Genomic DNA, 24803 nt, shown 5'->3' on the forward strand with positions numbered 1-24803 from the left:
TAGCGACGTTTCATACTGTACTGGTGTCCGTTGAAATACATAACAGAGGTTAGTGTTTATTATATGACCTCCCTCTCAAAAAATTATTCACCCATAGTCTAGGTTTTTATGCAGTTGTTTCAGCATTAATTTCAATTGTTACATTTTAGTTACCGCATTTTAATGTCTCAAATTTAACGTGTATGAAAGGAGTGATTACATGATTGTGATATTTGTACATGGATGGAGCGTTACAGATACCAATACCTATGGCCTTTTACCAGAAGCGATGGCAAAACAGTCAACTCTCTATGGGCTTGATATTGAAATAAAACACCTTTGGTTAGGGAGATACATTAGTTTTAACGATACTGTGAACATGGGGGATATTATACGTGCGTTTGATAGCGCACTTCGCGATGTTATCCCAGAAGGTGGTGATCCAGATGCTGGTGGTATCGCCGAGTTTTCATGCATCACCCATTCAACGGGAGGGCCTGTTGTTCGAGAATGGTTGGATCGCTACTATGGAAGTGCCAATCTGTCCCAGAGCCCTCTACGTCATTTGATAATGCTAGCGCCGGCTAACCATGGCTCACCACTAGCAGCGCTCGGTAAGCAGAGGGTAGGTAGAATAAAGGCGTGGTTTGATGGGGTTGAACCCGGTCAATTGATACTCAATTGGTTATCATTGGGAAGCCAGCAGCAAATTGAGTTATCAACTTCCTACCTTGACTACAAACCAGTCGCTAATCATTTTTACCCATTTGTCTTAACAGGCCAATCCATCGATAAGAAGTTTTACGACTTCGTGAATAGCTATCTCGCTGAACCTGGCTCAGATGGGGTCGTCAGGGTTTCTGGCGCAAACATGAACTTCACTACAGTTAAGCTAGTTGAATCTGATGTTACAGATACCGTTATTCATGGAATAGAAAAACCTAAAGTGAACTTGCTAAAGTTAGTTGGTAGTGCACAGCGTCCCGAACCTGTTGCCCTTGGGGTAATTCCTAATGCCAGCCATTCAGGCAAAGACAAGGGGATAATGCGAAGTATCATCAGCGACAAATCGAACAAGCCACAACTAGCCGAAATCCTAAAATGCTTACAAGTTGATTCATCCGCTAAATATAAGGCACGGGAGCAGGAATTATCTGCACTTACTCAACAAACACAAAAAAGCACTAAACGTTACTCTAGCCTGGTTTTTGTCCTGAATGATGATCAATCAGAGCCGATTACTGACTATGATATCGTGTTGCTTGGTGGCCAAGAGCGTGATCCAAACAAACTTAAGAAAGGTTTTTTTGTCGACCGACAGAAAAACGCTGCCTGCCCCAATCACCTTATTTACTACATAAATTACGATGTGATCATTAAGAGCCAACTGACGGGTATCAGGATTATAGCTCGGCCAACCCAAGGCTTTAGTTTTTATCATGCCGTTGAGTATCGATTTGAACAAGAAGAGATCAACACACTGTTACAGCCCAATGAAACCCTCTATATAAACATTGAGATTCAGCGTCGTGTTGACCAAGCCGTTTTTCTTTTGGATGAGGCGGGCGACCCGAAATTGCGCAAAGAAGGCGTGATATTTAAGCATGAAACACGACATGATTTTAAAAACCAGCAATCGATTAATAAGCAGGTTGACTCATAGTGGGTGGACTAACCTAGGGCTGTGTGGGTATTTGACGCGCTGCCCTCAAGGTTGCAGCGACTTAGGAAGGGAAGAAATAAGTATGAAAAGGATTTTAATCGGATTGCTTATTGTTGGCATCCAGGGGTGTGCGAGTGATCCCGTAACGACAGCAAGCACGCAGGATCAAATATGCGTAGGAACGACAGAACTTAGCCATGAACTGAGTGACAAATTTATTGAAGTTCAAGACGCTGCATTACTGAATCAGGCCATTGGTAAGCCTCTTGAAGGGAAGTTATGTCAGGGGCAAGTATATCAAAGCAATCAAGAAGTAACGATTTACCGGGTTTGGAATAGTACTAACCCCAGTAGCCAATTGGGGCAATGGTGGTCATTTACCCGCCCGGCAGGTAAGACTGCAGGTTATAGAGAAGCTTATGAAATCTGCTATCAATGGTCTCCGCTCGATAAGCTTGTACGATGCACTTTAAAGCCAGGAACAAGCATTGTGCTTGGCAATGGGCAAAGCGCCAAATGTTCAGAGTATTTAAGCTACCCAGTATCGGAGAAACAGCAGGTATTTATTGCTGATGCATCTGACGTGACTCAAAGTTGTGTGAATTACGACAGTGTAATGGCTTGGGAGCGTGTTGATGACTAGGTGCTAGCTGAAAAGCGGTCAACGCAGCAATTGATGCCATTGCTGGAATAGTCAATGGTCTTATCGGTTGGGATTTGTTCTAGTCCAGACATACGCAAAAAGGCGAACCATTTAGTTCGCCTTTTTGTTTTCAGTTTACGGTGACCTTTCTGATCTGGCCAACGGTTGTTACTGCATTTTGATAATCAATGGGTAATTGGAATATTCTTCCTGAGGTTTCAATAAATAATGAAGGGAAACTACTACCGCCGATCGAGCGAGAAAAGGCAATCTCATCCAATAAACGTTGGTGAGTTTGCTCAGAAAGAAAGTCAGTGTTGAATCGAGCCATATCTAAGCCCATATCTTGTGCCAATTTCTGCAGAACGTCGTTATCACTCGGGTTTTTGGCATTTAGGTAGTAGGCTTCTTGAATGACATTTAACATTGCTAATTCTGCGCCTTGTGAGCGGGCTGCGAGAAGTGCTCTACAGGCGGGATAAGTTGAGCGGCGAGGGGTGTTCTTGACCCAAAAGTCATAATTGAACTGGGTGCCAAGGTAGTCCTCGATCTTCTTCCAATAAGCCTTAATCTGTTGTTGCATGATTTCGGGCATAGGCACGTCAGAATCAGGGGCAAGGCCGCCAACAACATAGATGATTTCTACCTCATCGGATATCGCTTCGGAAATTTCCTTCTAGATCGGCTTGTAACCCCAACACCAAGAACACATTGGGTCGTAAACGTAATACAGCTTTGGCTTTGAAGAGGGCATGTTCTTCCTTCCTTGGTTAGATGTTACTCGCGCAAATAAAAAATGGACAAACCGAAGTTTGCCCATTTTTGATAGGTTAGTCCAAATTACTATTTGGTTGCTGTAAACCTTTTGTCTTTACTCAATCTTCAATGTAGTTATCAATGCTTGGGCAAGAACAAACTAGGTTACGGTCACCGAACACGTTATCGACACGGTTTGCAGTTGGCCAGTATTTCGCATCTTTAGTCTGTGCAGATGGGAAGCAAGCCAGTTCGCGGCTGTAGCTGCGGTTCCACTCAGCGTCCATCATGTCAGCTTGGGTGTGCGGTGCGTTAACCAGTGGGTTGTCTTTCAGATCCCACTCGCCATCTTGAACACGTGCGATTTCATGGCGGATTGCAATCATAGCCTCACAGAAGCGGTCTAGCTCTGCAATGTCCTCAGATTCCGTTGGCTCAATCATTAGCGTACCCGCTACTGGGAACGACATGGTTGGCGCGTGGAAACCGTAGTCCATCAGACGCTTAGCAACATCTTCTTCCGAGATACCTGACGCTTCTTTGATTGGGCGAATGTCGATAATACATTCGTGCGCAATGCGGCCATGTGTACCACGGTATAGCACAGGGTAGTGCGGACGTAGGCGTTCCATAACGTAGTTAGCGTTCAGGATTGCCAGCTTGGTTGCTTCCGTCAAACCTTCTTCGCCCATCATCGCAATGTAAGCGTAAGAGATTGGTAGGATTGACGCAGAGCCAAGGTCTGCAGCAGATACTGAGTATTGTGGCTGATCAGCTTCAGTGTTCTCAACGTGGCCCGGTAGGAACGGAGCAAGGTGAGATTTAACACCGATAGGACCCATACCTGGACCGCCACCACCGTGTGGAATACAGAAGGTCTTGTGCAGGTTAAGGTGAGAAACGTCAGAGCCGATGAAGCCAGGGCTAGTTAGGCCAACCTGTGCGTTCATGTTTGCACCGTCAAGGTAAACCTGACCACCCGCTTCATGAACAAGCTCACACACTTCCTGTACCGCTTCTTCATATACACCGTGCGTAGACGGGTAGGTGATCATGATGCAAGACAGGCTGTCACGGTGTTTTTCGATCTTCGCTTTAAGATCTTCAACATCGATGTTGCCTTGATCATCACAGCCTACAACCACAACTTTCATTGAAACCATTGCCGCGGAAGCAGGGTTAGTACCGTGCGCAGAGCTTGGGATCAAACAAACATTACGGTGTGTGTCGCCATTGGCTTCATGGTAACGCTGGATTGCGATAAGACCTGCGTATTCACCCTGAGCACCAGAGTTTGGCTGTAGCGAGAATGCATCGTAGCCCGTGATTTCACAAAGCATCTTAGACAGGTTGTCTGCTAGCTCAGCATAACCTTTCGCTTGGTCTGCAGGCGCAAATGGGTGAAGGGCACCAAACTCAGGCCAAGTAACCGGGATCATCTCTGCAGCAGCATTTAGCTTCATGGTACAGCTGCCCAGTGGGATCATGCCATGTGTTAGCGAGTAATCTTTGTTTTCCAGTTTCTTCATGTAACGCATCATTAGCGTTTCACTGTGGTACTGGTTGAACACTGGGTGAGTCAGGTACTGGCTGGTACGACGGCAGCTTTCAGGGATAGCAGCAAACTCGTCGCTAGCAATGTCGGCTGTGAACATTGATGCTTTAAGGTTTTCGCCGCTGAATAGAGCCAATAGCTCTTCGATGTCGGCAACCTTGGTAGTTTCATCAATGCTGATACCCAACTGAACGTCGTATTTACGCAGGTTAATGCCAGCATCTAGCGCCTTGTTATAGAACTCAGTCGTTTTCTTGCCAGTGTTCAGTGTCAGGGTATCGAAGAAGCTGTCGTTCGCAAGCTCAATGCCAGAGTTACGAAGACCTGCAGCAAGAATAGCGGTTAGGTGGTGTACACGGCGGCCAATTTTACGCAGGCCTTCTGGACCATGGTATAGCGCGTAGAAAGCAGCCATGTTGGCAAGGAGTGCCTGAGCGGTACAGATATTAGACGTTGCTTTCTCACGGCGGATATGTTGCTCACGCGTCTGCATCGCCATACGTAGCGCTTGGTTGTCACGGGAATCTTTAGACACACCGATAACACGGCCAGGCATAGTACGCTTGTGCTTGTCTTTAGTTGCCATAAAGCCAGCGTGTGGACCACCAAAGCCCATAGGTACGCCGAAGCGCTGTGCTGAGCCGATAACCACATCTGCACCCATTTCACCCGGTGCTTTAAGCAGGGTAAGGGCTAGTAGGTCTGAAGCAACCGCTACCAAGGTTTTCTTGGCGTGAGCAGCTTCGATAATGTCTGTGAGATCTTGTACGTTACCGGTAGTACCAGGGTATTGAACCAATGCACCGAATACGTCGTGCTGGTCAAGATCTTTGATATCACCGCGGATGATTTCGATACCAATGTAACCGGCACGAGTCAGAACAACATCAACGGTTTGAGGGTGCAAGTCGTTAGAAACGAAGAACGCCTTGCTCTTGTTTTTGCTCGCGCGCTGACACAGGGTCATGGCTTCGGCTGCTGCCGTTGCTTCATCAAGAAGTGATGCGTTAGCCAGTTCCATACCGGTTAGATCCATGATCACTTGCTGGTAGTTAAGCAGTGATTCTAGGCGGCCCTGTGAGATTTCTGGCTGGTAAGGAGTGTAAGCCGTGTACCAACCTGGGTTTTCCAATACGTTGCGTAGAATAACATTCGGAGTAAAGGTGTTGTAGTAACCCTGACCGATAAAGCTGCGGTTGATAATGTTTTTGCTGGCGATAGCTTTAAGAGAGGCCAGCATGTCCGCTTCGCTTTGTGGCAGGTCGAGCTGCATTGCCTCTGGTAGGCGAATTGCTGCCGGAACCGTTTCATCGATTAGCTGATCGACGCTTGAAGCGCCAATGGTTTCCAGCATGATTTTTTGTTGTGCCGAATCCGGGCCATTGTGACGACCTGCAAATTCTTTATCGTCACTTAGAGCATTTAGAAGAGTCATGTCGGTCATGGTTCTTTCCTGAACAGTTACTACCTATTGCATTGAGCATATTGCAATAGCTTTGGGTCATCGAGTTGTTGAGCGAGTATCAGTGTTAAATGGGCTTTCAGATGATTAACAACGAAAGCCCGGCTCAATTAGTCTTCTTCGATGTTCGCTAGGTATTTCTCAGCGTCGATCAGGTTGGAGAGTTCTTCAACATCCTGAATCTTGATTTTAGCAATCCAGCCGCCTTCGTACGGTTCTTCGTTTACAAGCTCAGGGCTGTCTTCCAGCTCTTCGTTCACTTCAACGATTTCACCAGTTACAGGTGCGTAGATATCAGATGCGGCTTTGACTGACTCAACAAGAGAGAAAGACTCGCCAGCTTCTGTTGAATCGCCAACTTCTGGTAGGTCAACAAATACAACATCACCAAGAAGACCCTGAGCGTGGTCAGAGATGCCCATAGTGATAGTGCCGTCACCATTGTCTCGAACCCACTCGTGGCTTTCAGCGAACTTCAGTGTATTTTCCATTTGTAACTCCTTGCGCAATCTTTCCGCAGATTTTATTAGTTGTTTCAGCGACTGGCTTTACCAGCCGCTATGTCTATATAAATGTGTTAGTTAACTTTATTGCTTCAGCTTATTGGTAAAGAGGGAAGCGGCTGCAAAGTTTTTGCACCTGCTGCTTCACTTTCTGTTCAACGGCGCTGTTGTTTTCTGGGTTTGCTGCCAAACCGTCAAGTACATCGCCGATCCACTGACCAATTTGCTTAAATTCTTCAGCACCAAAGCCACGGCTAGTGCCTGCTGGTGTACCAAGGCGGATACCTGAAGTCACCATTGGTTTTTCAGGATCAAAAGGTATACCGTTTTTGTTACAGGTAATGCCTGCACGCTCCAGTGCTTCTTCAACTTGGTTGCCTTTCAGGCCTTTCGGACGTAGGTCAACCAGCATCAAATGTGTATCAGTACCGTTTGTGACGATATCGCAACCGCGAGCTTGCAGCACTTCGGCCAAGACTTTCGCGTTGTTGATCACATTCTTGATATATAACTTAAATTCCGGCTCTAGGGCTTCGCCTAGTGCAACCGCTTTACCCGCGATGACATGCATTAGCGGGCCACCCTGAAGGCCAGGGAATACCGCAGAATTGATCTTCTTGTTGATGTCTTCCAGGTTAGTCAGAATCATGCCGCCACGAGGGCCACGAAGCGTTTTGTGAGTCGTGGTAGTAATAACGTGGGCATGGGGAATTGGGCTAGGGTGCTCGCCAGCAGCGATTAGGCCAGCAATGTGTGCCATATCGACCATTAGGTATGCGCCGACTTCATCAGCGATGGCACGGAATTTAGCAAAGTCGATCTGGCGAGGGATGGCTGAGCCACCAGCGATAATCATCTTCGGCTGGCTTTCGATAGCAAGTTGGCGAACCTGCTCGTAATCAATCTCACAAGTCTCTTTATCTACACCGTATTGAACGGCATCAAACCATTTGCCTGATAGAGCAGGTCGTGCACCGTGTGTTAGGTGACCACCCGCATCAAGCGACATACCTAAAATTGTGTCGCCTGGCTGAAGAAGAGCTAGCATCACCGCACCATTAGCTTGGGCGCCTGAGTGAGGCTGAACGTTGACGTATTTACATTGGAAAAGTTGCTTGGCGCGGGCAATAGCGATGCGTTCAACTTCGTCGACATGCTCACAACCACCATAGTAACGGCGACCAGCATAACCTTCTGCATACTTGTTGGTTAGACAGCTGCCTTGGGCTTGCATTACCGCTTTAGACACAATGTTCTCTGATGCAATCAACTCGATCTGCTGGTTTTGGCGTGTTAGTTCTGCAGCAATACCTGCGTTAACCGCACCGTCAACCTCTGCAAGGTGGGTTGAGAAGAACACTTCTAAATCGTGGTTTTGGTATGAAGCTTTCATTTCACGTTATCCTCTAATCGCGCTCTTTAAGGTCATCCCTTGTTCCGAGCCAAAGCGTGTATCGTTGTTATGGATAGTTGTTGTTACACGTTGCTGATTACTAGTAATACGCGTTGAGTAACGTATCACCCTAACAACTGCATAACATGCCTTATTATAGATAGCCGATTAAACGAAAATTTCCAATAGTGGAACATCATGTACTTTAGTAGTCACAATCTTACGCAAACGTTTGCCTTTTGCAAACTAAATTTCTAATATGGTGTTAACTTTTTTCTAAAGAGTGGCTTGGCTTCAACTGTGTTGAAAAGGTTAAATTTGTATATCAGCCCTTGTTGTGTAAGGGATTATGACGTTCTACAGCGCAATTACAAAGGAACCAGATTTAACTTAGTTATGCATTTTATGGTGTGATTCAATGCGAGAGGAACGTTTGATTTTTGCTCTGTTTCCTTTTGGAAACTAAATTTCAAATATGATGCATTGGTCATATTTTTTTTACCTATGTGCTTTTATGTTTCCGAGTTGCTATGCCAGAATGAAGTAAGTGTCGTTACCAGGGAGGGAAGTAATGAGTGACGAACAGCAGGTTGATGTTTATCCATCAATGACCGTCGTAAAAGAGTTCGAGTCTGATAAGGCAGATAAGATTGAGCCAATGCAACTAGGAAAGCGGCTCAAAGAAATTCGTATGGCACATGGCCTGACTCTTGAGGAAGCCAGTAAACGAACTGGGCTTGCTCGTTCAACGTTGTCAAAAATCGAAAATGAGCAAATTTCACCGACATTTCAGGCGATGCAAAAACTCGCTGGTGGGTTAGAGATTGATATTCCTCAACTTTTTGCACCACCAAAACAGCTAAAGGCGACGGGGCGGAGGGATATTACCCGTAAGGAGCAGGGCAAGCCGCATCCTACAACAACCTATGAACATGAGTTATTGGCGACGCAGTTAACCAATAAGAAGATGATGCCTTTTAAATCAAAAGTTCGAGCGCGGGCTTTTGAGGATTACAGTGATTGGATTCGTCATGATGGCGAAGAGTTCTTGTTGGTGTTAGATGGTGAGATCACCTTTTATTCAGAATTCTACGAGCCAGTGACTTTAAGCGAAGGCGACTCTGTCTATTACGATGCCAACATGGGACATATGCTCACTTCTGTCAGTGAAGCCGACGCATTAATACTGTGGGTTACTGCATCTTAAGTGACCGTGTAACTTTTGGTGTGGAGAGAAAACCGCAAACGAAACTGCTTTGTACCATAGACAGTTCTTTGTTGATGATGTTTCGCATGGTTATTGAATATCACCAAACGGCCTGTTGATTGTTAATGCTATTGAGTGATTTAACAATTGCTGGCTTGCTTGGGAAGAAAGGGAGCTTGTTGTGAGGCTCCTTTTATTTTGAAAAAGTGTTAACTCAAGATTATTTGCCTATGATTCAAATGTGTGATGTAGCACGGTTGAATGATAGGAAACTTTGTTTACTATAAGAAACCATGTATAACATGGTTGTAACAGCTGATATGGAGTATCGCCGCATTGCTCGCGGTGTATGGAGTAAAATCGTATGTCACAAGAATTACTGGTAACACCACTACACGCACTTCACATTGAAATGGGCGCCAAGATGGTTCCTTTTGCTGGCTATGATATGCCAGTACAGTATGCGTTGGGTGTACGTAAAGAACATATCCATTGCCGTGAGTCGGCTGGTCTATTCGATGTATCACACATGGGGCAACTTCGCCTACACGGTGCAAACGCAGCAAAAGCGATTGAGTCACTGGTTCCTGTTGATATTATCGACCTGCCTGAAGGCAAGCAGCGTTATGCGTTCTTCACCAATGAGCAGGGTGGTATCCTTGATGATCTGATGGTGACAAACTTCGGCGATCACCTGTTCGTTGTCGTGAACGCGGCATGTAAAGAGCAAGATATTGCCCACATCAAAGCGCACCTTCCTGAAGATGTCACTTTGGAAATCATTGAAGACCGTGCTCTGCTGGCATTACAAGGCCCTAAAGCTGCGCAGGTATTGGCTCGCTTGAACCCATCAGTTAGCGACATGATTTTCATGGATGCAGAAAGTGTTGAATTATTAGGTGTTGAGTGTCTAGTCAGCCGTTCTGGCTATACCGGTGAAGACGGCTATGAGATCTCTGTGCCTTCGGATAAAGCAGAAGCGCTAGCACGTGAACTGCTTGGGCAAGAAGAAGTAGAGTGGATTGGCCTTGGTGCCCGTGACTCACTTCGTCTTGAGTGTGGCCTATGCCTATACGGCCATGATATCGATACAACAACAACACCTGTTGAAGGTAGCCTGTTGTGGGGCATTAGCAAGCCGCGCCGTGCCGATGGCGAGCGTGCAGGCGGTTTCCCTGGTGCTGATATTATTCTTGAGCAGATCAAAACTAAAGATGTCGCTCGTAAACGTATCGGTTTGATTGGTCAATCAAAAGCGCCTGTCCGTGAAGGTAGCAAGCTATTTGATGCTGATGATAATGAAATCGGTATCGTTACATCAGGCACTTTTGGCCCAACGAAAGGTGCGCCAGTAGCGATGGGTTATGTCAAAACAGACCTAGCTGTTATCGGTACTGAGATTTTCGCTGAAGTACGTGGCAAGAAACTACCGATGACCGTAGAAAAAATGCCATTCGTTCCTCAAAACTACTATCGTGGTTAATCAATAATTTTCCAATAAATTATTGGAATTATTAGATTTTATTGTTGATTTCAAAAGGAGCCACAAAGGCTGTCTCTTGATCACATCTCATCAGAGGTAAAGGATTGGGCTATAAGGTATCCTTCTTGAATTGCTGCTAATTTATACCAGCCTCGCCATAGGGCGGCCCAACCGGGCCGCCCTGTTCGCTTACTGTCATACCATCCGCCTAGCCTTGCTAATGTAACTCGAGCCCATTTCAGATCTGGAGCTGTTGTTGGTAAGGGCTTATTTTCTTGTTTGACCCATAATAATTTCCAGCATATTCCGGGTAGAACAGACTCACAGCTACTGGTTTCTTGTCCGCGGCTTTCTGCTCTAAGTTGTAACAAGCGGATAGCGATAAACGCTTGAATGACGGCAACTCTCTCCAGGTTGTCCTTTGATTGAAGTTGCAGTGCTTCGACATCGGTTCCATCACTTTTCCACGCCTTGTGGAACTCTTCAACCAACCAGCGCTGTTCGTAGTAACTGATTATCTCCTGGGCTTTCGCTAACGTTGTCACTGGCTCTGAAGTCAGTAAGTGCCACTCCAATTTTTCGTTGTTGTCACCTCGCTCTTTACAACCAACATAATACAGAGAAAGTGACTTGCCACACTTATTGGCTGGAACCTTAATCGTAATAGGAGCAAAGCATACATCTAATGTTGCTTTACGCGCTTTGCGACCACCCCGTTGAGCAATATGGACAGTTCGTTGTCCCGATGGGGATAACTCCTTTGCATAATCATGGAGCTTATAACCACTTTCCTCAATGCAGCGACTATAGGTCGAGCGCACAACAAAACGCTGCTGGTTGGTCAGCTTGTAATGTAAGTATTCGTAGATGTCTGACTCCCTATCACACACTGAAATGACTCGGGCTTGGAGTTGACCTAAACGTTCAGACATTGCGGTTGATGCCTGTTGCCACTTGAAGGTCTCCTTCTCTTCATACGGTCGCTTGGCGAACTTATGTCCCCGGCCTCGAGTCGCAATATCCCTCGTCCACCGCTGTTGTTCGATTAGCCCCACAACCTTTTGCTCGCGTGGTGCAAACAACAGAACAGAGTGAGCTAGCATCCCCCGGGTTCGATTTCCCGAGTTCACGTGACCAAGTTCATCGGAGAGGCTTTTATGCGTGTAGGTTAGAGCGGTGGAGTCTTCAAGGGCAAGTAATAAGTCATGCGCTTCAGCCTCGTTAGTTGTTGCCACAAAACCGGCTTCAGCTATCGCATTGGCTTCAACATCAGGGTTACGGATGAGGCGATATGCCCCTTCAATAGAGGCGGGATTAGGGCAGGCTTGCACAATAGACACTCCAACATTAGATGCCATATCACTGGCTAATTGGACTAGTCGTTGTGTACGTCTAGAGTCGCCAAGCTTGGCATGCGAAAAGGTTTGTTGAGCCCATTCTAAAGTAGAATTCCCTATCATGATGATGACCTTTACTCATATTGTGTAAGATCGGATCGCAATAAAGAAAAAGAGTTCAAAAAAAGCCCCCGCCATGAGGCGGGGGACTTGTGTATAAGAGACAGCCACAAAGGCTCCTTTTTTTGTCTCATTTTGTCTCAAAGTCAGGTTGGAAAAAGAAGCCGAAATCAACTTTGCTTTAATTATGGCGTTGCCAGTTAAGCTGAGGTTGATATGCTAGAGGTTTGCTTACTTAAGAATGCTTGCTCATTTAAGAACCGGGCTTTGAAGTACAGTTCGATGGTTGCTTTGGCGATGGCTGTGTCATTTGGCCTTTCAGCCGAGACTCTGTTGATGGGGTACGATGAGTATATGGACAGGTGTATGTCCTCTTATGGGCAGGATAAGGTCACACGCTCCGTTTGCGAAAATCAATATAGGGACATCGAAAAAAAAGAGCAGGAAATATTTGCTCAAACCAATGGTTTAGAGAGTGAGAAATGGCTCAAAGATAATAATAATGATGAAAAGCTGAGAGAACAAAATTAATCACTTATTCAATGCTGTGAATGAGTTCAATTTGTTGGGGTAAGGTACCTTCCTTTTTCCCAGCTTTTTTATGCTACCTCTGAAAATCTTTTCTGAATGAAAGCTGTCTGTGCGTGTGATTTATTTGTAAATTCACACGAGATACAAGCTTATTTGTGTTCGATAATTTTCTACCTATCATAAGTACTTAATTATCAATATCTTGGGCTTTATGCTGTGTGTTTCTATGCATAGGATAATCGATCGTCTGCTTTTTAACTGTTCAGCTTATATTTAGCCGATAGGCGTACTATCTATAAGGTAAATTAAACATCTAATGAAAGCTTGCTTTATTTATCATAGTTACGATAAATAAATTGCTTTCATTAACCCTTGTGAGTGTATGGTTATGCGGCATTATTTGACTAAGTTTCCATTGTTTGTTCGTGAGCAATTAAATATGCGAGAAATGTTATTCGAGATCGTTTTGGTGGTCGTGGCAATAGCAGCAGCAATTGGTTTGTTTACCGCTGCTGTTATGGCCTAGTTAATCACTCTTCCTCTTGCTGCGTTACAGGTAGTGTGACGCAAACTTCAACACCCAGATTGTCTTTGCGGTTTCTAAGCACAATTGTTCCTTGATGGTAGTCCGTTATCAAGCGAGCGATGAACAGCCCAAGCCCCAAATGTGGTTTATCATGCTTACTTTGGCTGCGAACAGACACCATAGAGTTCAGTAGTTGATCGCCCATATCTTTTGGTAGTAGTGGACCTTTGTTGCTGACTATGAGGCAAGCTTGGCTATGGCTTTGTGACAATGTCACATTAATAGGGTGATCATCTTGACTGAAGTCGACAGCGTTCGATATTAGCTTGTCGAGTAATTGGGCGAGGTAATCCGGTGCGCCATCAACCATGACAGGCTCCATGCCTGCATCAACATTGAAAGACTGGCCTTTGTATGCCATTTGATAACCTTGCATACAGCCTTCAACCAGTTCGTTTAGCGGGAAAACCTCCTTTTCCGCACCTTGAAGGCTCTGCTCTATCCGGGTGGCCTCTGTCATGCTCGACAATATCGTGTTTAACCTCTGAACCCCTTCTTGAGCCCTGTCTATGTAGCGCTTGGCGTCTTCGTCTTGTTCATGCATTGACAGGTTCTCAATCGATGAGCGGACGACAGCGACCGGAGTGCGTAATTCATGTGATAGCCTTGATGAAAGGTTCTCGAGATAATGATTGTATTGGCCAAGGCGACTAACCATGCCGGCCAGGCTGCGGCTAAGGTCGCCAATTTCATCACTTTCACTTGCTGCAGTAATGGTATGTTGTATTTTACCTTGGCTGTCTATGGCTCTTTCGGCTTCATTGCGTAGCTTTCTGATACGGCGTGAGATATTAGAGGCAAACAAGAAGAGGGTAAGCGTACCAATTGCGATAATAGCAATAAGGGCATTAAGTAGCTTTTCAAGGGCGCGATTACGCAGCGTCTGGATACCGATGGTGGATTCTTCCGCAACAACTGCACCCATTACGTTGTCACCTAACCAAATCGGGTAGGCGGCAGCCAAGATCATTGCTTTGCCATCACTTGAACGGCGCCAGTGTGAATAGCCTCGTCCTTGCAGAGCTTGCGATATATGGACACCTTCAACTCTAGCGGCATCTTTTAGAGAGTCCTGGAATTCGGTTGGCTCGTTGATGAGATAGCGGTAATAGAGGGGATGAAGCCACTTTTGCTCTAACGCCGCCCACCAAGAATCATTATCATCGCCATATTTAACCGATGATGACCATACGCCATTTGAGTCTTGGATATCGCCCGTTTGTGCTAAAACACGTTGGTGTCGGTCTATTACCCAAATCCGTGAGCTGGTGTGGCCCATACCTTTAAGGATATTTTCAATCTCCGGTGAGGGAATAAGAACAGTGCCCAGTTTGCTGACCTGATTGGTGTTCGAGGTACCGATAATGGTTTCAATTTCACGGTTGCTGGTGTTATTAACATCATAGAAAGCAAAGCCTAGCTTGCTACCTAGCATTTCCACAGGGATGCGCAGCTCAATGTTATAGCCAGTGTCAGTGGTATGCCAATAGCCCTGTATTTGGCTCTCAAGTACCAAATCAGCAGGGTTGGAGATTTCTCCATTGATATACCAAGCATTAAACCAACCGTCATCATACACCGAAACGACATAGCGTTGGAAATCACCGCTAGGCGTTGTCATTGCAATGATGAGATGATCGTTGCGATCTACTCTTGCTGATCCTTTCCGTCGCATGACAGGCTTCTTGTCATTGACTTCAAACATGGCGTAGAGGTAACCCTCATATTTACCGACCATATGATTGAAATGAATACTGGATCTTTGGTAGGGCCAACGACTGAATTGAATATATTCGCGACCATAGTTTACAACCTGTTCGGTATAGTCGGCCCAGTCATTGATTTGTCCATCAAGCTTAATGGCTGATGTCAGTTCGTAGGCATAAAGATCTCGCCCTTTTTGTACTGATTGCAAAAAGCTGGCTTGATCACTAAATAGGTTGGGACGTTCGTTGAGTGCGGTCGCCACAGCCCGAGTCGTTCCCACCAAGGTTTGCTCTTGTCCTTGGCGTAGTAGTTTTTCCATTTCAAGGATGTAGTTATAACCGATCCAGGGGAGTGTTAGCAGCAAACAGGCGATAAGGGTGATTTTTGAACGCAAGCCAAAGGATGGCTTTAGCCTTATTCGTTCGAAGTGGGTTACTTTAGCCATTAAGTGTTTGAGCATTAAGACCCCCAGCGGTAGCCCATGCCATAAACGGTATTGATGCAGTCGAAACTGGAGTCAAACTGCATGAACTTCTTACGGATCCGTTTGATATGAGAAGTAATGGTGCTGTCATCGACAACAACTTGGGCTTCATCCATTAAATCATGGCGACTCTTTACATGCCCCGGGCGCTTGGCAAGGGCGTAGACCATCCAGAATTCAGTCACAGTCAGTTCTACCAGATTTTGCTGCCAGAACACCTGCATCTTATTTTTGTCGATAGACAGATCGCCATGCTGTATCAGTTCAACTTTATCGGTTGGCTGTTGCATCAGATCGCTACGGCGGAACAAGGCAGCAATGCGGGCAATCAAATGCGGCAGGCTGATATCCTTAGTGAGGTAATCGTCTGCACCCATGCGTAATCCACAGACTGTATCGAAATCACTGTCCCTTGCAGTAAGAAAGATAATAGGCAGGGTTGGTGATAAAGCCCTCAAAGACTGGCAAAGGGTAAAGCCACCGTCTATTTCATCCTGTAAGCCGATATCGATAATGGCCAAATCGGGCAGATCGTTCTCAAATTCAGCCTGGGCATCAGGGCGGTTGTCATAGCCTTGTACATCGTAGCCGTGTTTTTTCAACACATCGATGTAGTTTTCACGGATGGCTTTTTCATCTTCGACAATGACAATTTTCTTCATGACCTATTACCTATACCGCTAGCGGTAAAATATTGTGAACAGTGTTTATGCTGTGACTATACAACAATCTAGCGGATAGAAAAGGCTTGTTGGGGCAATCGTGGCAATTGCCATTTTTTTGCCACAATTGATCATGACATTGCCTTTTTTTGCGCCCCGATTCGCCAGATCGGCTTGCTTTAATAACCTCATCGAAACGACACAGCGACTTAAGCAGTTAGTCGGACACAATACATATGATGAGGACATCACAATGAAAAAGCAGATTATTTCAACCCTAATCGCAACAACGTTAGTAGCTTCTTTGGTATCTCCAATCGCAACGGCCAATGACAACTCAGACGATAGTTACAAAGTCGGTGAACAAGAACAGCTTATTGGCCTGGGTTCTGGTGCTGCATTCGGCGCCATTGTTGGTGGGCCAGTCGGTGCGGTAGTCGGCGCTATGGTGGGCGGCATTGTGGGTACTGCGGTTGGTCAAGATGAACAAATCCAAGCCCAGGATGAAGAGTTGGGTGAGTTGGTTGCCCGCAATACCGAGTTAGAGCGAATCAGCCAGAAATATAACCAAGCCCAAATTGATATTGCCCGACTAGAGCAAGATAAATACGACCTGATGAACCACCAGGATCGTCAGCTAGATTTAGCGCTCGAAATGAATGTTCACTTCAGAACCGGCTCGGCAGACATCGAACCTCTATTTAAGGCACAGTTGGCTGAAATCGCCGAGATCATGAAGCATGCACCAGATATTCGCTGGGAGCTATCTGGGTACTCAGACCGCCGTGGTAGTAGCGAACGTAACCTAACGCTTTCGGAACAGCGCGTAGAAGCGGTAAGAAATTACCTCGAGTCACAAGGGGTTGAAAGTGTTCAGCTGTACGCAAGTGCCTATGGTGATCAAGAGCCACTTAAAAATGAGCAGAATTTCGAAGGCGACTTTTTTGACCGCCGTGTGACCTTGCGTAGTGCAAGTGACAACGTCAGCACAGCGAAAAGCCACTAAGCGAGGTGGGCATGACTGAACAACAGACGAAAAAGGTCAAAGAGGAGGCACCTAGCTGGGTGCTTTCCTTCCTGATCACCTTGCTGCTCACCATGCAACTAACGGTGAGGGCTGATGATATTAGTGATCAAAAGATAGATATTGTTGGCGGGGAAACACTTTACGCCTGGGATGAAAATTGGCGGGCAGTTGATACCGAGCAACACATTCACCGCTTACCTAATAAAGCTGATAACACGCTTGGAATGCAGAAAAAGGTAGGGCAAAAATGATAGATGAAGTCGTTTGGTACGAACTGTTACTTAAAGTCTCATTATTGCATTTCAGCCTTATCTATTGCTGAAAAATGAAAAGAAAAGGAGGAAAACGAACCGGAGAGAGTAATGAAAGGCGGTATAAATGCTCGCCCTTATTTGGTTAGAAAACCTCTAGGGCGAGCTTATATGGTTAAAGGATCTGCTTTAGCCTGTCTTGGACCACTTCGACTAGAAGGTCGGGTTGGAATTTAGAAATAAACCGGTCACAGCCTACTTTTTTTACCATCGCCTCATTGAAGTTACCGCTTAGCGAGGTGTTTAAGGCAATATGCAGATCACGCATTCTCGGATCATTGCGAATTTCATGGGTTAGTTTGTAGCCGTCCATTTCGGGCATTTCTGCATCGGTGAAGATCATCAGTAGCTCATCGTTGAGGTTGATGCCTTTGTCACACCAGTTTTTCAACATTGTTAGAGCATGAAGTCCGTTATGTGCTTCAATAACTTCCAAACCAAGTTGCGACAAGGTTTCTCTTATTTGGCCACGGGCTGTCGATGAGTCATCAACGATAAGCACTTTACGACCTGCAAAGTGATTGAGTAGGGATTGATCCAACACATCCTGGGAGATTTGCGTGTCGTAATCAATAATTTCTGCCAGTACTTTCTCGACATCAATGATACTGACCAGTCTTTCATGGTTGTCTTTTTGAATTTTAGTAATAGCGGTGAGGTAGTTATTTTTACCTACCTGGCTCGGCGGTGGCTGGATATCTTGCCATGTCAAATTCATGATATTCATCACTTGGCCGACTAAGAAAGCCTGCACACTACGGTTGTACTCGGTGATGATGATGTTGCATTCGCACTGCGGCTCGGAAACACGCATTCCAATGGCACTTCGTAAGTCGATAACCGGAATAGAAACGCCACGAATGTTAGCAACGCCGCTGATATTAGGGTGAGAGCCTGGTAATTGATTTAACCGGGGTAGTTTTACCACTTCTTTTACTTTGAACACATTAATGGCGAACAACTGAGAGGTGTGAAGCCGGAAGATGAGTAGTTCTAAGCGGTTTTCACCAACGAGGTTTGTTCGCTGGTCAACAGAGTCGAGGATATTGGTCATTAAATGCTCAAGAGATCGGTAATATTAAATTTATCAATATATTATCTCAGTGTCATGGTCTTGTCTAAGTCAGAGTAACCACATGCAATAAAAAGCTAGAACAGATCCGATGTCATTAATTATTTTACAAAATAAATTGCCGAAATGTTTCAAATCAAGGAATTTGCTGCTGTAGCCCGATAGTCTGGCCTAATAACTAAAAAAAGATGATCGACTAAACCTAAATAAAAATTCTACTGGTTATCATCCTGAGCACTGTGCTGCTTCTCCCTATAAACAAGAAGTTAGCTATTTAAAGAGCCTATGAAACTCATAATAAAGGCACAGTGCCAGCAACAGAAAGAGGCAACTATGAGCAATGTCACGATAGACGGTCAGGTTCTGGCTACTGACGGTCAATTGTCAATTCTTGAACTCGCTCAACAGTTCGAGATTGAAATCCCATCCCTGTGTGGGCTAAATAAAAACGGTGAAAAAGTACCATGCGATTTGTGCGTGGTGGATATTGAAGGCCAAGGTATTCAGCGTGCATGTGAAGTGGCAGCCACTCCTGAAATGGTTATCACGACACAGAGCGAAGTGCTGTCTGAGCGCCGCCGCCAATCACTTAACCGTATTATGTCAGATCACTATGCAGACTGTGAGGCACCTTGCCAAACAGCATGTCCTGCTGGTGTCGATATTCAGTCCTACCTGTACCATATTTCCCAAAACGACCATCAAAAAGCTGTCGAGGTGATCAAACGCACCTTGCCGATGCCGCTCTCTATCGGTCGTGTTTGTCCTGCATTCTGTGAGACTGAATGTCGCCGCGGTATTGTCGATGAGCCTATCGCAATCCGCCAGCTGAAGCGCCATGCTGCCGATATTGATCTGGAAGCGCAAGAGCAGTATGTACCACCGCGAAAAACTGATAAGGGCAAGAATGTTGCCATTATCGGTAGTGGACCGGGTGGCTTGAGCTGTGGTTATTACCTCAGTAATGAGGGTTACACTGTCACTGTATTCGAGTCGATGCCTGAAGCGGGTGGTTGGCTGCGTTATGGTATTCCTGAGTATCGTCTGCCAAAAGCGATTTTGGATAAAGAAATCGAACTTATCTGCCGCAATGGTATGAAGGTAGAAACCAATACCACGCTGGGTAAAGACTTCTTGTTATCTGAGCTGACCAAGCAGTATGACGCGGTTTGCCTGGCGGTTGGTGCTTCTCAAGCAGTTGAAATGAACTACCCGGGTAGTGATCAAGACGGTTGCTACCTAGGCGTCGATTACCTGAAAGATTACGTAACGACACAAAACTACACCACGGGTAAAAAAGTAGCCGTTATTGGTGGTGGTAATACCGCGATTGACTGTGCGCGTACCGCAGTACGTGCCGGCGCGGATACCACACTGATTTACCGTCGTACCCGTGATGAAATGCCAGCCGAAGACTATGAGATTGTTGAAGCTGAGCATGAAGGCGTGAAGTTCCACTTCCTGACCAATCCGGTTGAAAACATTGCTGATAGCAATGGCCGAGTGACAGAAATCAAGCTTGAGAAAATGGCATTGGGTGAGCCGGATGCTTCAGGCCGCCGCCGTCCGGAAGCCACGGGCGAGTATTTTGTCGAGCATTTCGATACAGTGATTTCTGCGGTATCGCAAAAGCCGGATTTGTCGTTCCTTGATAATGACACTATTGAATTGCCAGTGACCCGCTGGTTAACCCTTGAGTCGAACGACAGCACCATGCACTCAGGTGTTGAAAACATCTTCAGTATTGGTGACTTCCGCCGTGGTCCGGCTACAGCTATTGAAGCCGTTGCAGATGGTCGAATAGCTGCTGAGGCAATTGATCGCTTCTTTAATGGCGATATGGAGCATATTCCTGTCAAGCCATACAACTCGCAGAAGGCGGCCAAGGTAAAAGACGTGGATCCTAAGCAGTTCGAAGGGATCCAGAAGGCCATGCGCTCGATCATGCCCGAGCTGACCAGTGAACAACGCGAGCTGAACTTCGCTGAAGTTGAAACAGGCTTTGTGAACGAAGAAGCGATGCGTGAAGCCGCGCGCTGCCTAGAGTGTGGCTGCCAAGCTAATACCGACTGTAAACTTCGTGACTTTGCGACTGAATACGAGGTCGACAAAGATGAGCTGGATATGTCCAGTTGCCAGAAGTTTGCTGTTGACGACAGCTCTGAATTTATTGTCTTTGATGCCAACCGCTGTATCAGCTGTGGCCAGTGTGTCGATACCTGTAGCAACAAAGCTGTTCATGGTGTACTGGGCTTCATGAAAGATGCTGACGGCAACAGCGCCAAGCGTCCGGAGTGCCGCCCGGGCTTTGAGAACGGCTATAACATGGGCGACTCAAACTGTGTTCAGTGTGGTGCTTGTGTGCAGGTATGTCCGACTGGCGCATTGACCGACGCCCGCGACAAGTCCCAGGGCCGTATTGAAATGCTTAAGCCGGTAGATACCATTTGTACCTACTGTGGCGTGGGCTGTAAGGTCACCATGTATGTGGATGAACTGACGGATAAGATCCGCTATGTCCAGGGTGCAAAAGATTCGCCGGTGAACCAAGGCATGCTTTGTGTTAAAGGCCGCTTTGGCTTTGACTTTATCCAAAGCGAAGAGCGCCTGAGCCAGCCGTTGATCCGCAAAGATGGCGAACTGCAACCTGCTAGCTGGGATGAAGCCATTTCACTGATTGCTGATAAATTCTCTTCAATCAAGAAAGAGTCGGGCGGTAATGCATTAGCTGGTTTCTCTTCAGCGAAAACCACTAACGAAGATAACTTCGCTTTCCAGAAGTTTATTCGCCGTGAATTTGGCACCAACAACGTCGACCACTGTGCGCGTTTGTGTCACTCCACAACGGTGACAGGGCTAGAGGCGTCGCTGGGTAGTGGGGCAATGACCAATGATATTCCGAGTATTGCCCATTCTGATCTGATCTTTATTATCGGCTCGGATACCACTTCAGCTCACCCGATCATTGCTTCGCATATCAAACAGGCGCTTCGCAAGGGTACGGCACGTTTGGTTGTCGCTGATCCGAAGAAAGTGGATATTGCTGATCACTCCGAGCTATACGTGGCACATCGCCCGGGTACTGACGTGATGCTGCTAAACGGTATTATGCAGCAAATCATCAAGAACGGCTGGCAAGATCAGAGCTATATCGAACAACGCGTAGAGGGTTATGAGAACCTCAAAGCTGAGGTAATGAGTGACGCTTACGCGCCGGATAAAGTTGAACTGGTTACCGGTGTTAAACAAGCTGATTTGCTCAAGCTGGCTGAGGTTATTGGTACGGCCAAACGTACGGCGATTTACTATTCAATGGGTATTACCCAGCATACGACTGGCCACGATAACGTACGTTCAATTGCGAACCTACAGCTGTTGTGCGGCAACATCGGTATTGAAGGCGGCGGTATTAACCCGCTTCGTGGTCAATCGAATGTGCAGGGTGCTTGTGACATGGGTGCGTTGCCTTGGGATTTCCCTGGTTACCAGAAGGTCACCAATAAGGAAGCCCACGCTAAGTTTGCTAAAGCATGGGATCGCCCAGACTTATCAGCTGAGCTTGGTTTGACCCTGACTGAGATTATCGATGCAGCTTGTAAGCAGGAAGTACGCGGTTTGTACGTAATGGGTGAGAACCCCGTATTGAGCGATCCTGACCAGAAGCACGTATTAGAAGCAATTGATAAGCTCGATTTCTTGGTTGTGCAGGATATTTTCATGACTGAGACCGCTCAGTTGGCGGATGTCGTGCTTCCTGCCTACTCATTTGCTGAAAAGGCTGGCCACTTTACCAATACTGAACGTCGAGTTCAGCGCTTGAACCCAGCTGTTAATGCGCCGGGCTTGGCAATGGAAGATTGGCAGATCATTCAGAATATTGCTAACGCGATGGGCAGTGACTGGAATTATCAGTCAGTTGAGGAGATTACGGCAGAGATTAATGCGCTAACACCTCAATACGCAGGTATTACTTGGGAGCGTGTCGGCAAAGACGGGCTGCAGTGGCCATGTCGTGATGAAAACCACTCAGGTACGCGTGTGATGCACCAAGAGAACTTTGTCCGTGGCGAAAAGGCTGAGATGGCTGCAGTACCATTCTTGTATGCTGCAGAGCTTCCTGATGATGAGTATCCGATGGTGCTTTCCACAGGGCGACTGTTGGAGCAGTTCCACACAGGAACAATGACGCGCAAAACGAAAGGCCTTGATAATCTTGCTGGACCTAGAGTGATGATCTCAGTATTTGATGCTGAGCGATTAGGTGTATCTAACGGTGAGATGCTGACCTTGTCAACTCGCCGTGGCTCAATTGATGCGCCGGCTTTTGTTACCAAGCGAATTCAACCTAATGTCGTCTTTGTCCCGTTCCACTTTGTGGAGTCAGCGGCCAATAAGCTGACCGTTACTGCGACAGACCCTTATGCGAAGATCCCTGAGTTTAAGGTTGCTGCGGTTAGGGTAGAAAAAATGCTAGAGACAGTAGAATAGTTTGTCTATCTAGTCATTAAGCCTTAGTTTCCATATATCATAAAACACCCAGTTTTACTGGGTGTTTCAGACTGATGACAAAGGTCTGGCTTTTAAGCTAGGCCTTTGATCTAATAGAGATATCGAAATATGGATATCTCGACATGTTAAAAGAACCCTCACCCCAACAGTACGAACTCGAAATGGTCACAATGGAACAGCTGGTTCCGAAGCATCATCTCGTACGTAAAATCGACCAAGTTATAGATTTCGAATTTATTAGAGACGAAGTCGCTCACCTATATTGCCAAGACAATGGCCGGCCTCCTGTTGACCCCGTCCGCTTGTTTAAAATCATCCTGCTGGGCTACATCTTTGGCATCAAGAGCGAGCGTCAGCTAGTCAAAGAAATCGAGGTCAATGTGGCCTATCGGTGGTTCCTTCGCATGTCACTGACAGAGAAAGTTATCCATGCCTCGACGCTCAGCCAAAACCGCATCCGCCGCTTCAACGGGACGGATATTTTTGAACGCATCTTTACCAATATCGTACTCCAGGCCATGGATAAAGGGCTCGTCGCCGGGAATGAATTATTCACCGACAGCACCCACCTCAAAGCCAATGCTAACAAGAAGAAATTTACCAATGAACAGCAAGCTGTCCGCACCAGTGCCTACCTTGAGATGCTCAACGAAGATGTGGCCAAGGAGCGGGAAGCCGAAGGGAAAAAACCTTTAGCTGAGCGAAAATCAGAGCCTAAGCTCAAAAATACCAAAGTGAGCACGACTGATTCTGAAAGCGGCTTTATGACGCGGGATAACAAGCCGCAAGGGTTCTTTTACCTTGACCACCGCACCGTCGATGGCATGCATGGGATTATCGTCGATACCTATGCGACCGCAGGTAACGTCAATGACTCCCAGCCTTATATCAATCGGCTAGACTACACGCTCAACCAGTTCAACCTGAATCCTATAGCCGTAGGCCTTGATGCTGGATACTTCACGGCTCCTGTTGCTGAGAGCCTTGAACGAAGAGAAATCCTTGGCCTCTTTGGTTACCGTAGGCCGCCTCGCACCCAGAATGCTATCAAGAAGAAGCACTTTATCTATAACAAAGAAACAGACACTTACCTGTGCCCAAATGGCCAGGAACTTATCTATAAAACCACGTCAAGAGAAGGCTACAGAGAATACCACTCGGCCCCCAAGGAGTGTGAGCTCTGCTCGATGAGAAATGACTGCACCCAAAGCAAAACAATGAAGAAGGTGATAACCCGGCATATCTACGCGGAGGCTGTGGAACGAGCAAACAAAATACGGCTGACACCTTATGGTAAAAGGACCTATCGGCGAAGGGGAGAAACGGTAGAAAGAAGCTTCGCAGATGCGAAACAGCATCATGGTCACCGATATGCACGGTTCCGGGGGTTGAACAAGGTGCAGATGCAATGTTGGTTGGCCGCTGCTGCTCAAAATATCAAGAAGATGGCCTTGGTGCTGGGCTGCTTACAGAAAATAGGCCTTATAAACGCTCTAATTAGGTTAATACGAGTCAATATCAGGCGAGAAGAGCAAAGGAGCCTCCAACCGAGCTGGTAGGTAAAAAAATCGCGATCGCGGCCTACGGCCGCTCTCTAAAAAGAACCCCACTTAAAAAGTGGGGTTCGTCAGCAATCTGAAACACCCAGTTTTACTGGGTGTTTTTTTATGTCTGTCACAAATTATAAATCACCATAAGTGGAAGATTAAATTCCATATTTAATCCTGCTGGTGGGTTTTATGCTGATATTAAATTCTAAGATTTCACTCTTATAGCGCTATAAACCAGAGGGTTTCTACGAATTTTGGCTTGT

General features: G+C 46.3%; 16 protein-coding genes and 1 pseudogene. 9 read left to right on the forward strand and 8 right to left on the reverse strand.

From position 1 onward, the window contains the following. Window positions 1-199: 199 nt before the first annotated feature. Complete coding sequence (locus ACXAGQ_RS17335) at window positions 200-1642, forward strand: esterase/lipase family protein (RefSeq protein WP_475255494.1); 1443 nt, start codon at window positions 200-202, stop codon at window positions 1640-1642. An 82-nt stretch (window positions 1643-1724) separates the two neighbouring features. Continuing rightward, window positions 1725-2285: a hypothetical protein gene (locus ACXAGQ_RS17340; protein WP_475255495.1), complete on the forward strand. Its 561-nt coding sequence runs from the start codon at window positions 1725-1727 to the stop codon at window positions 2283-2285. 130 nt (window positions 2286-2415) lie between these two features. Here the strand turns inward: ACXAGQ_RS17340 and ACXAGQ_RS17345 are convergent. The 4 genes and pseudogenes from ACXAGQ_RS17345 to ACXAGQ_RS17360 all read right to left on the reverse strand — a co-directional run bounded on the left by ACXAGQ_RS17345 (window position 2416) and on the right by ACXAGQ_RS17360 (window position 7954). After that, window positions 2416-3039 (reverse strand): annotated as a pseudogene (locus ACXAGQ_RS17345) (DsbA family protein). A 121-nt stretch (window positions 3040-3160) separates the two neighbouring features. Next, window positions 3161-6040: an aminomethyl-transferring glycine dehydrogenase gene (gene gcvP, locus ACXAGQ_RS17350; RefSeq protein ID WP_475255497.1), complete on the reverse strand. Its 2880-nt coding sequence runs from the start codon at window positions 6038-6040 to the stop codon at window positions 3161-3163. 128 nt (window positions 6041-6168) lie between these two features. Further along, window positions 6169-6549: a glycine cleavage system protein GcvH gene (gene gcvH / locus ACXAGQ_RS17355; RefSeq protein ID WP_475243119.1), complete on the reverse strand. Its 381-nt coding sequence runs from the start codon at window positions 6547-6549 to the stop codon at window positions 6169-6171. 109 nt (window positions 6550-6658) lie between these two features. After that, window positions 6659-7954 (reverse strand): serine hydroxymethyltransferase, encoded by a 1296-nt coding sequence (locus ACXAGQ_RS17360; RefSeq protein ID WP_475255498.1) that lies wholly within the window; start codon window positions 7952-7954, stop codon window positions 6659-6661. A 571-nt stretch (window positions 7955-8525) separates the two neighbouring features. Between ACXAGQ_RS17360 and ACXAGQ_RS17365 the strand changes: the two genes are divergently transcribed. After that, window positions 8526-9161, forward strand: coding sequence for a helix-turn-helix domain-containing protein (locus ACXAGQ_RS17365; RefSeq protein ID WP_475255499.1), 636 nt, complete (start codon window positions 8526-8528; stop codon window positions 9159-9161). A gap of 364 nt (window positions 9162-9525) precedes the next feature. Next, complete coding sequence (gcvT, locus tag ACXAGQ_RS17370) at window positions 9526-10644, forward strand: glycine cleavage system aminomethyltransferase GcvT (protein ID WP_475255500.1); 1119 nt, start codon at window positions 9526-9528, stop codon at window positions 10642-10644. 80 nt (window positions 10645-10724) lie between these two features. On the opposite strand, the gene ACXAGQ_RS17375 is transcribed toward gcvT, so the two are convergent. Then, a complete protein-coding gene (locus ACXAGQ_RS17375) occupies window positions 10725-12104 on the reverse strand; it encodes an IS4 family transposase (RefSeq protein WP_475251517.1) in 1380 nt (459 codons plus the stop codon). Between the two features lie 213 nt (window positions 12105-12317). On the opposite strand from ACXAGQ_RS17375, the gene ACXAGQ_RS17380 reads away from it, so the two are divergent. Continuing rightward, window positions 12318-12632, forward strand: a complete 315-nt coding sequence (locus tag ACXAGQ_RS17380) for a hypothetical protein (protein ID WP_475255502.1) — start codon at window positions 12318-12320, stop codon at window positions 12630-12632. A gap of 530 nt (window positions 12633-13162) precedes the next feature. Here the strand turns inward: ACXAGQ_RS17380 and pdsS are convergent. Both pdsS and pdsR read right to left on the reverse strand, forming a co-directional pair. After that, complete coding sequence (pdsS, locus tag ACXAGQ_RS17385; RefSeq protein ID WP_475255503.1) at window positions 13163-15385, reverse strand: proteobacterial dedicated sortase system histidine kinase; 2223 nt, start codon at window positions 15383-15385, stop codon at window positions 13163-13165. Beyond that, window positions 15385-16071: a proteobacterial dedicated sortase system response regulator gene (gene pdsR / locus ACXAGQ_RS17390; RefSeq protein ID WP_475255504.1), complete on the reverse strand. Its 687-nt coding sequence runs from the start codon at window positions 16069-16071 to the stop codon at window positions 15385-15387. Before pdsR ends, pdsS begins: the two co-directional genes overlap by 1 nt. A 253-nt stretch (window positions 16072-16324) precedes the next feature. On the opposite strand from pdsR, the gene pdsO reads away from it, so the two are divergent. Both pdsO and ACXAGQ_RS17400 read left to right on the forward strand, forming a co-directional pair. After that, window positions 16325-17077, forward strand: coding sequence for a sortase-associated OmpA-like protein PdsO (pdsO, locus tag ACXAGQ_RS17395; protein ID WP_475255505.1), 753 nt, complete (start codon window positions 16325-16327; stop codon window positions 17075-17077). An 11-nt stretch (window positions 17078-17088) separates the two neighbouring features. Beyond that, window positions 17089-17349, forward strand: a complete 261-nt coding sequence (locus tag ACXAGQ_RS17400; protein WP_475255506.1) for a hypothetical protein — start codon at window positions 17089-17091, stop codon at window positions 17347-17349. A 175-nt stretch (window positions 17350-17524) separates the two neighbouring features. Here the strand turns inward: ACXAGQ_RS17400 and ACXAGQ_RS17405 are convergent, their stop codons facing one another. Next, window positions 17525-18463, reverse strand: a complete 939-nt coding sequence (locus tag ACXAGQ_RS17405; RefSeq protein WP_475255507.1) for a chemotaxis protein CheV — start codon at window positions 18461-18463, stop codon at window positions 17525-17527. Between the two features lie 351 nt (window positions 18464-18814). Here ACXAGQ_RS17405 and fdhF point away from each other — a divergent pair, with 351 nt between their 5' ends. Together fdhF and ACXAGQ_RS17415 are read left to right on the forward strand one after the other, a co-directional pair. Continuing rightward, the gene (gene fdhF, locus ACXAGQ_RS17410) at window positions 18815-22969 is read left to right on the forward strand and encodes a formate dehydrogenase subunit alpha (protein ID WP_475255509.1); all 4155 of its coding nucleotides are present in this window, start codon (window positions 18815-18817) and stop codon (window positions 22967-22969) included. A gap of 143 nt (window positions 22970-23112) precedes the next feature. Further along, window positions 23113-24549, forward strand: coding sequence for an IS1182 family transposase (locus ACXAGQ_RS17415; RefSeq protein ID WP_475251115.1), 1437 nt, complete (start codon window positions 23113-23115; stop codon window positions 24547-24549). Window positions 24550-24803 lie beyond the last annotated feature (254 nt).

The organism is Photobacterium sp. ABD4_091, assembly GCF_056160145.1.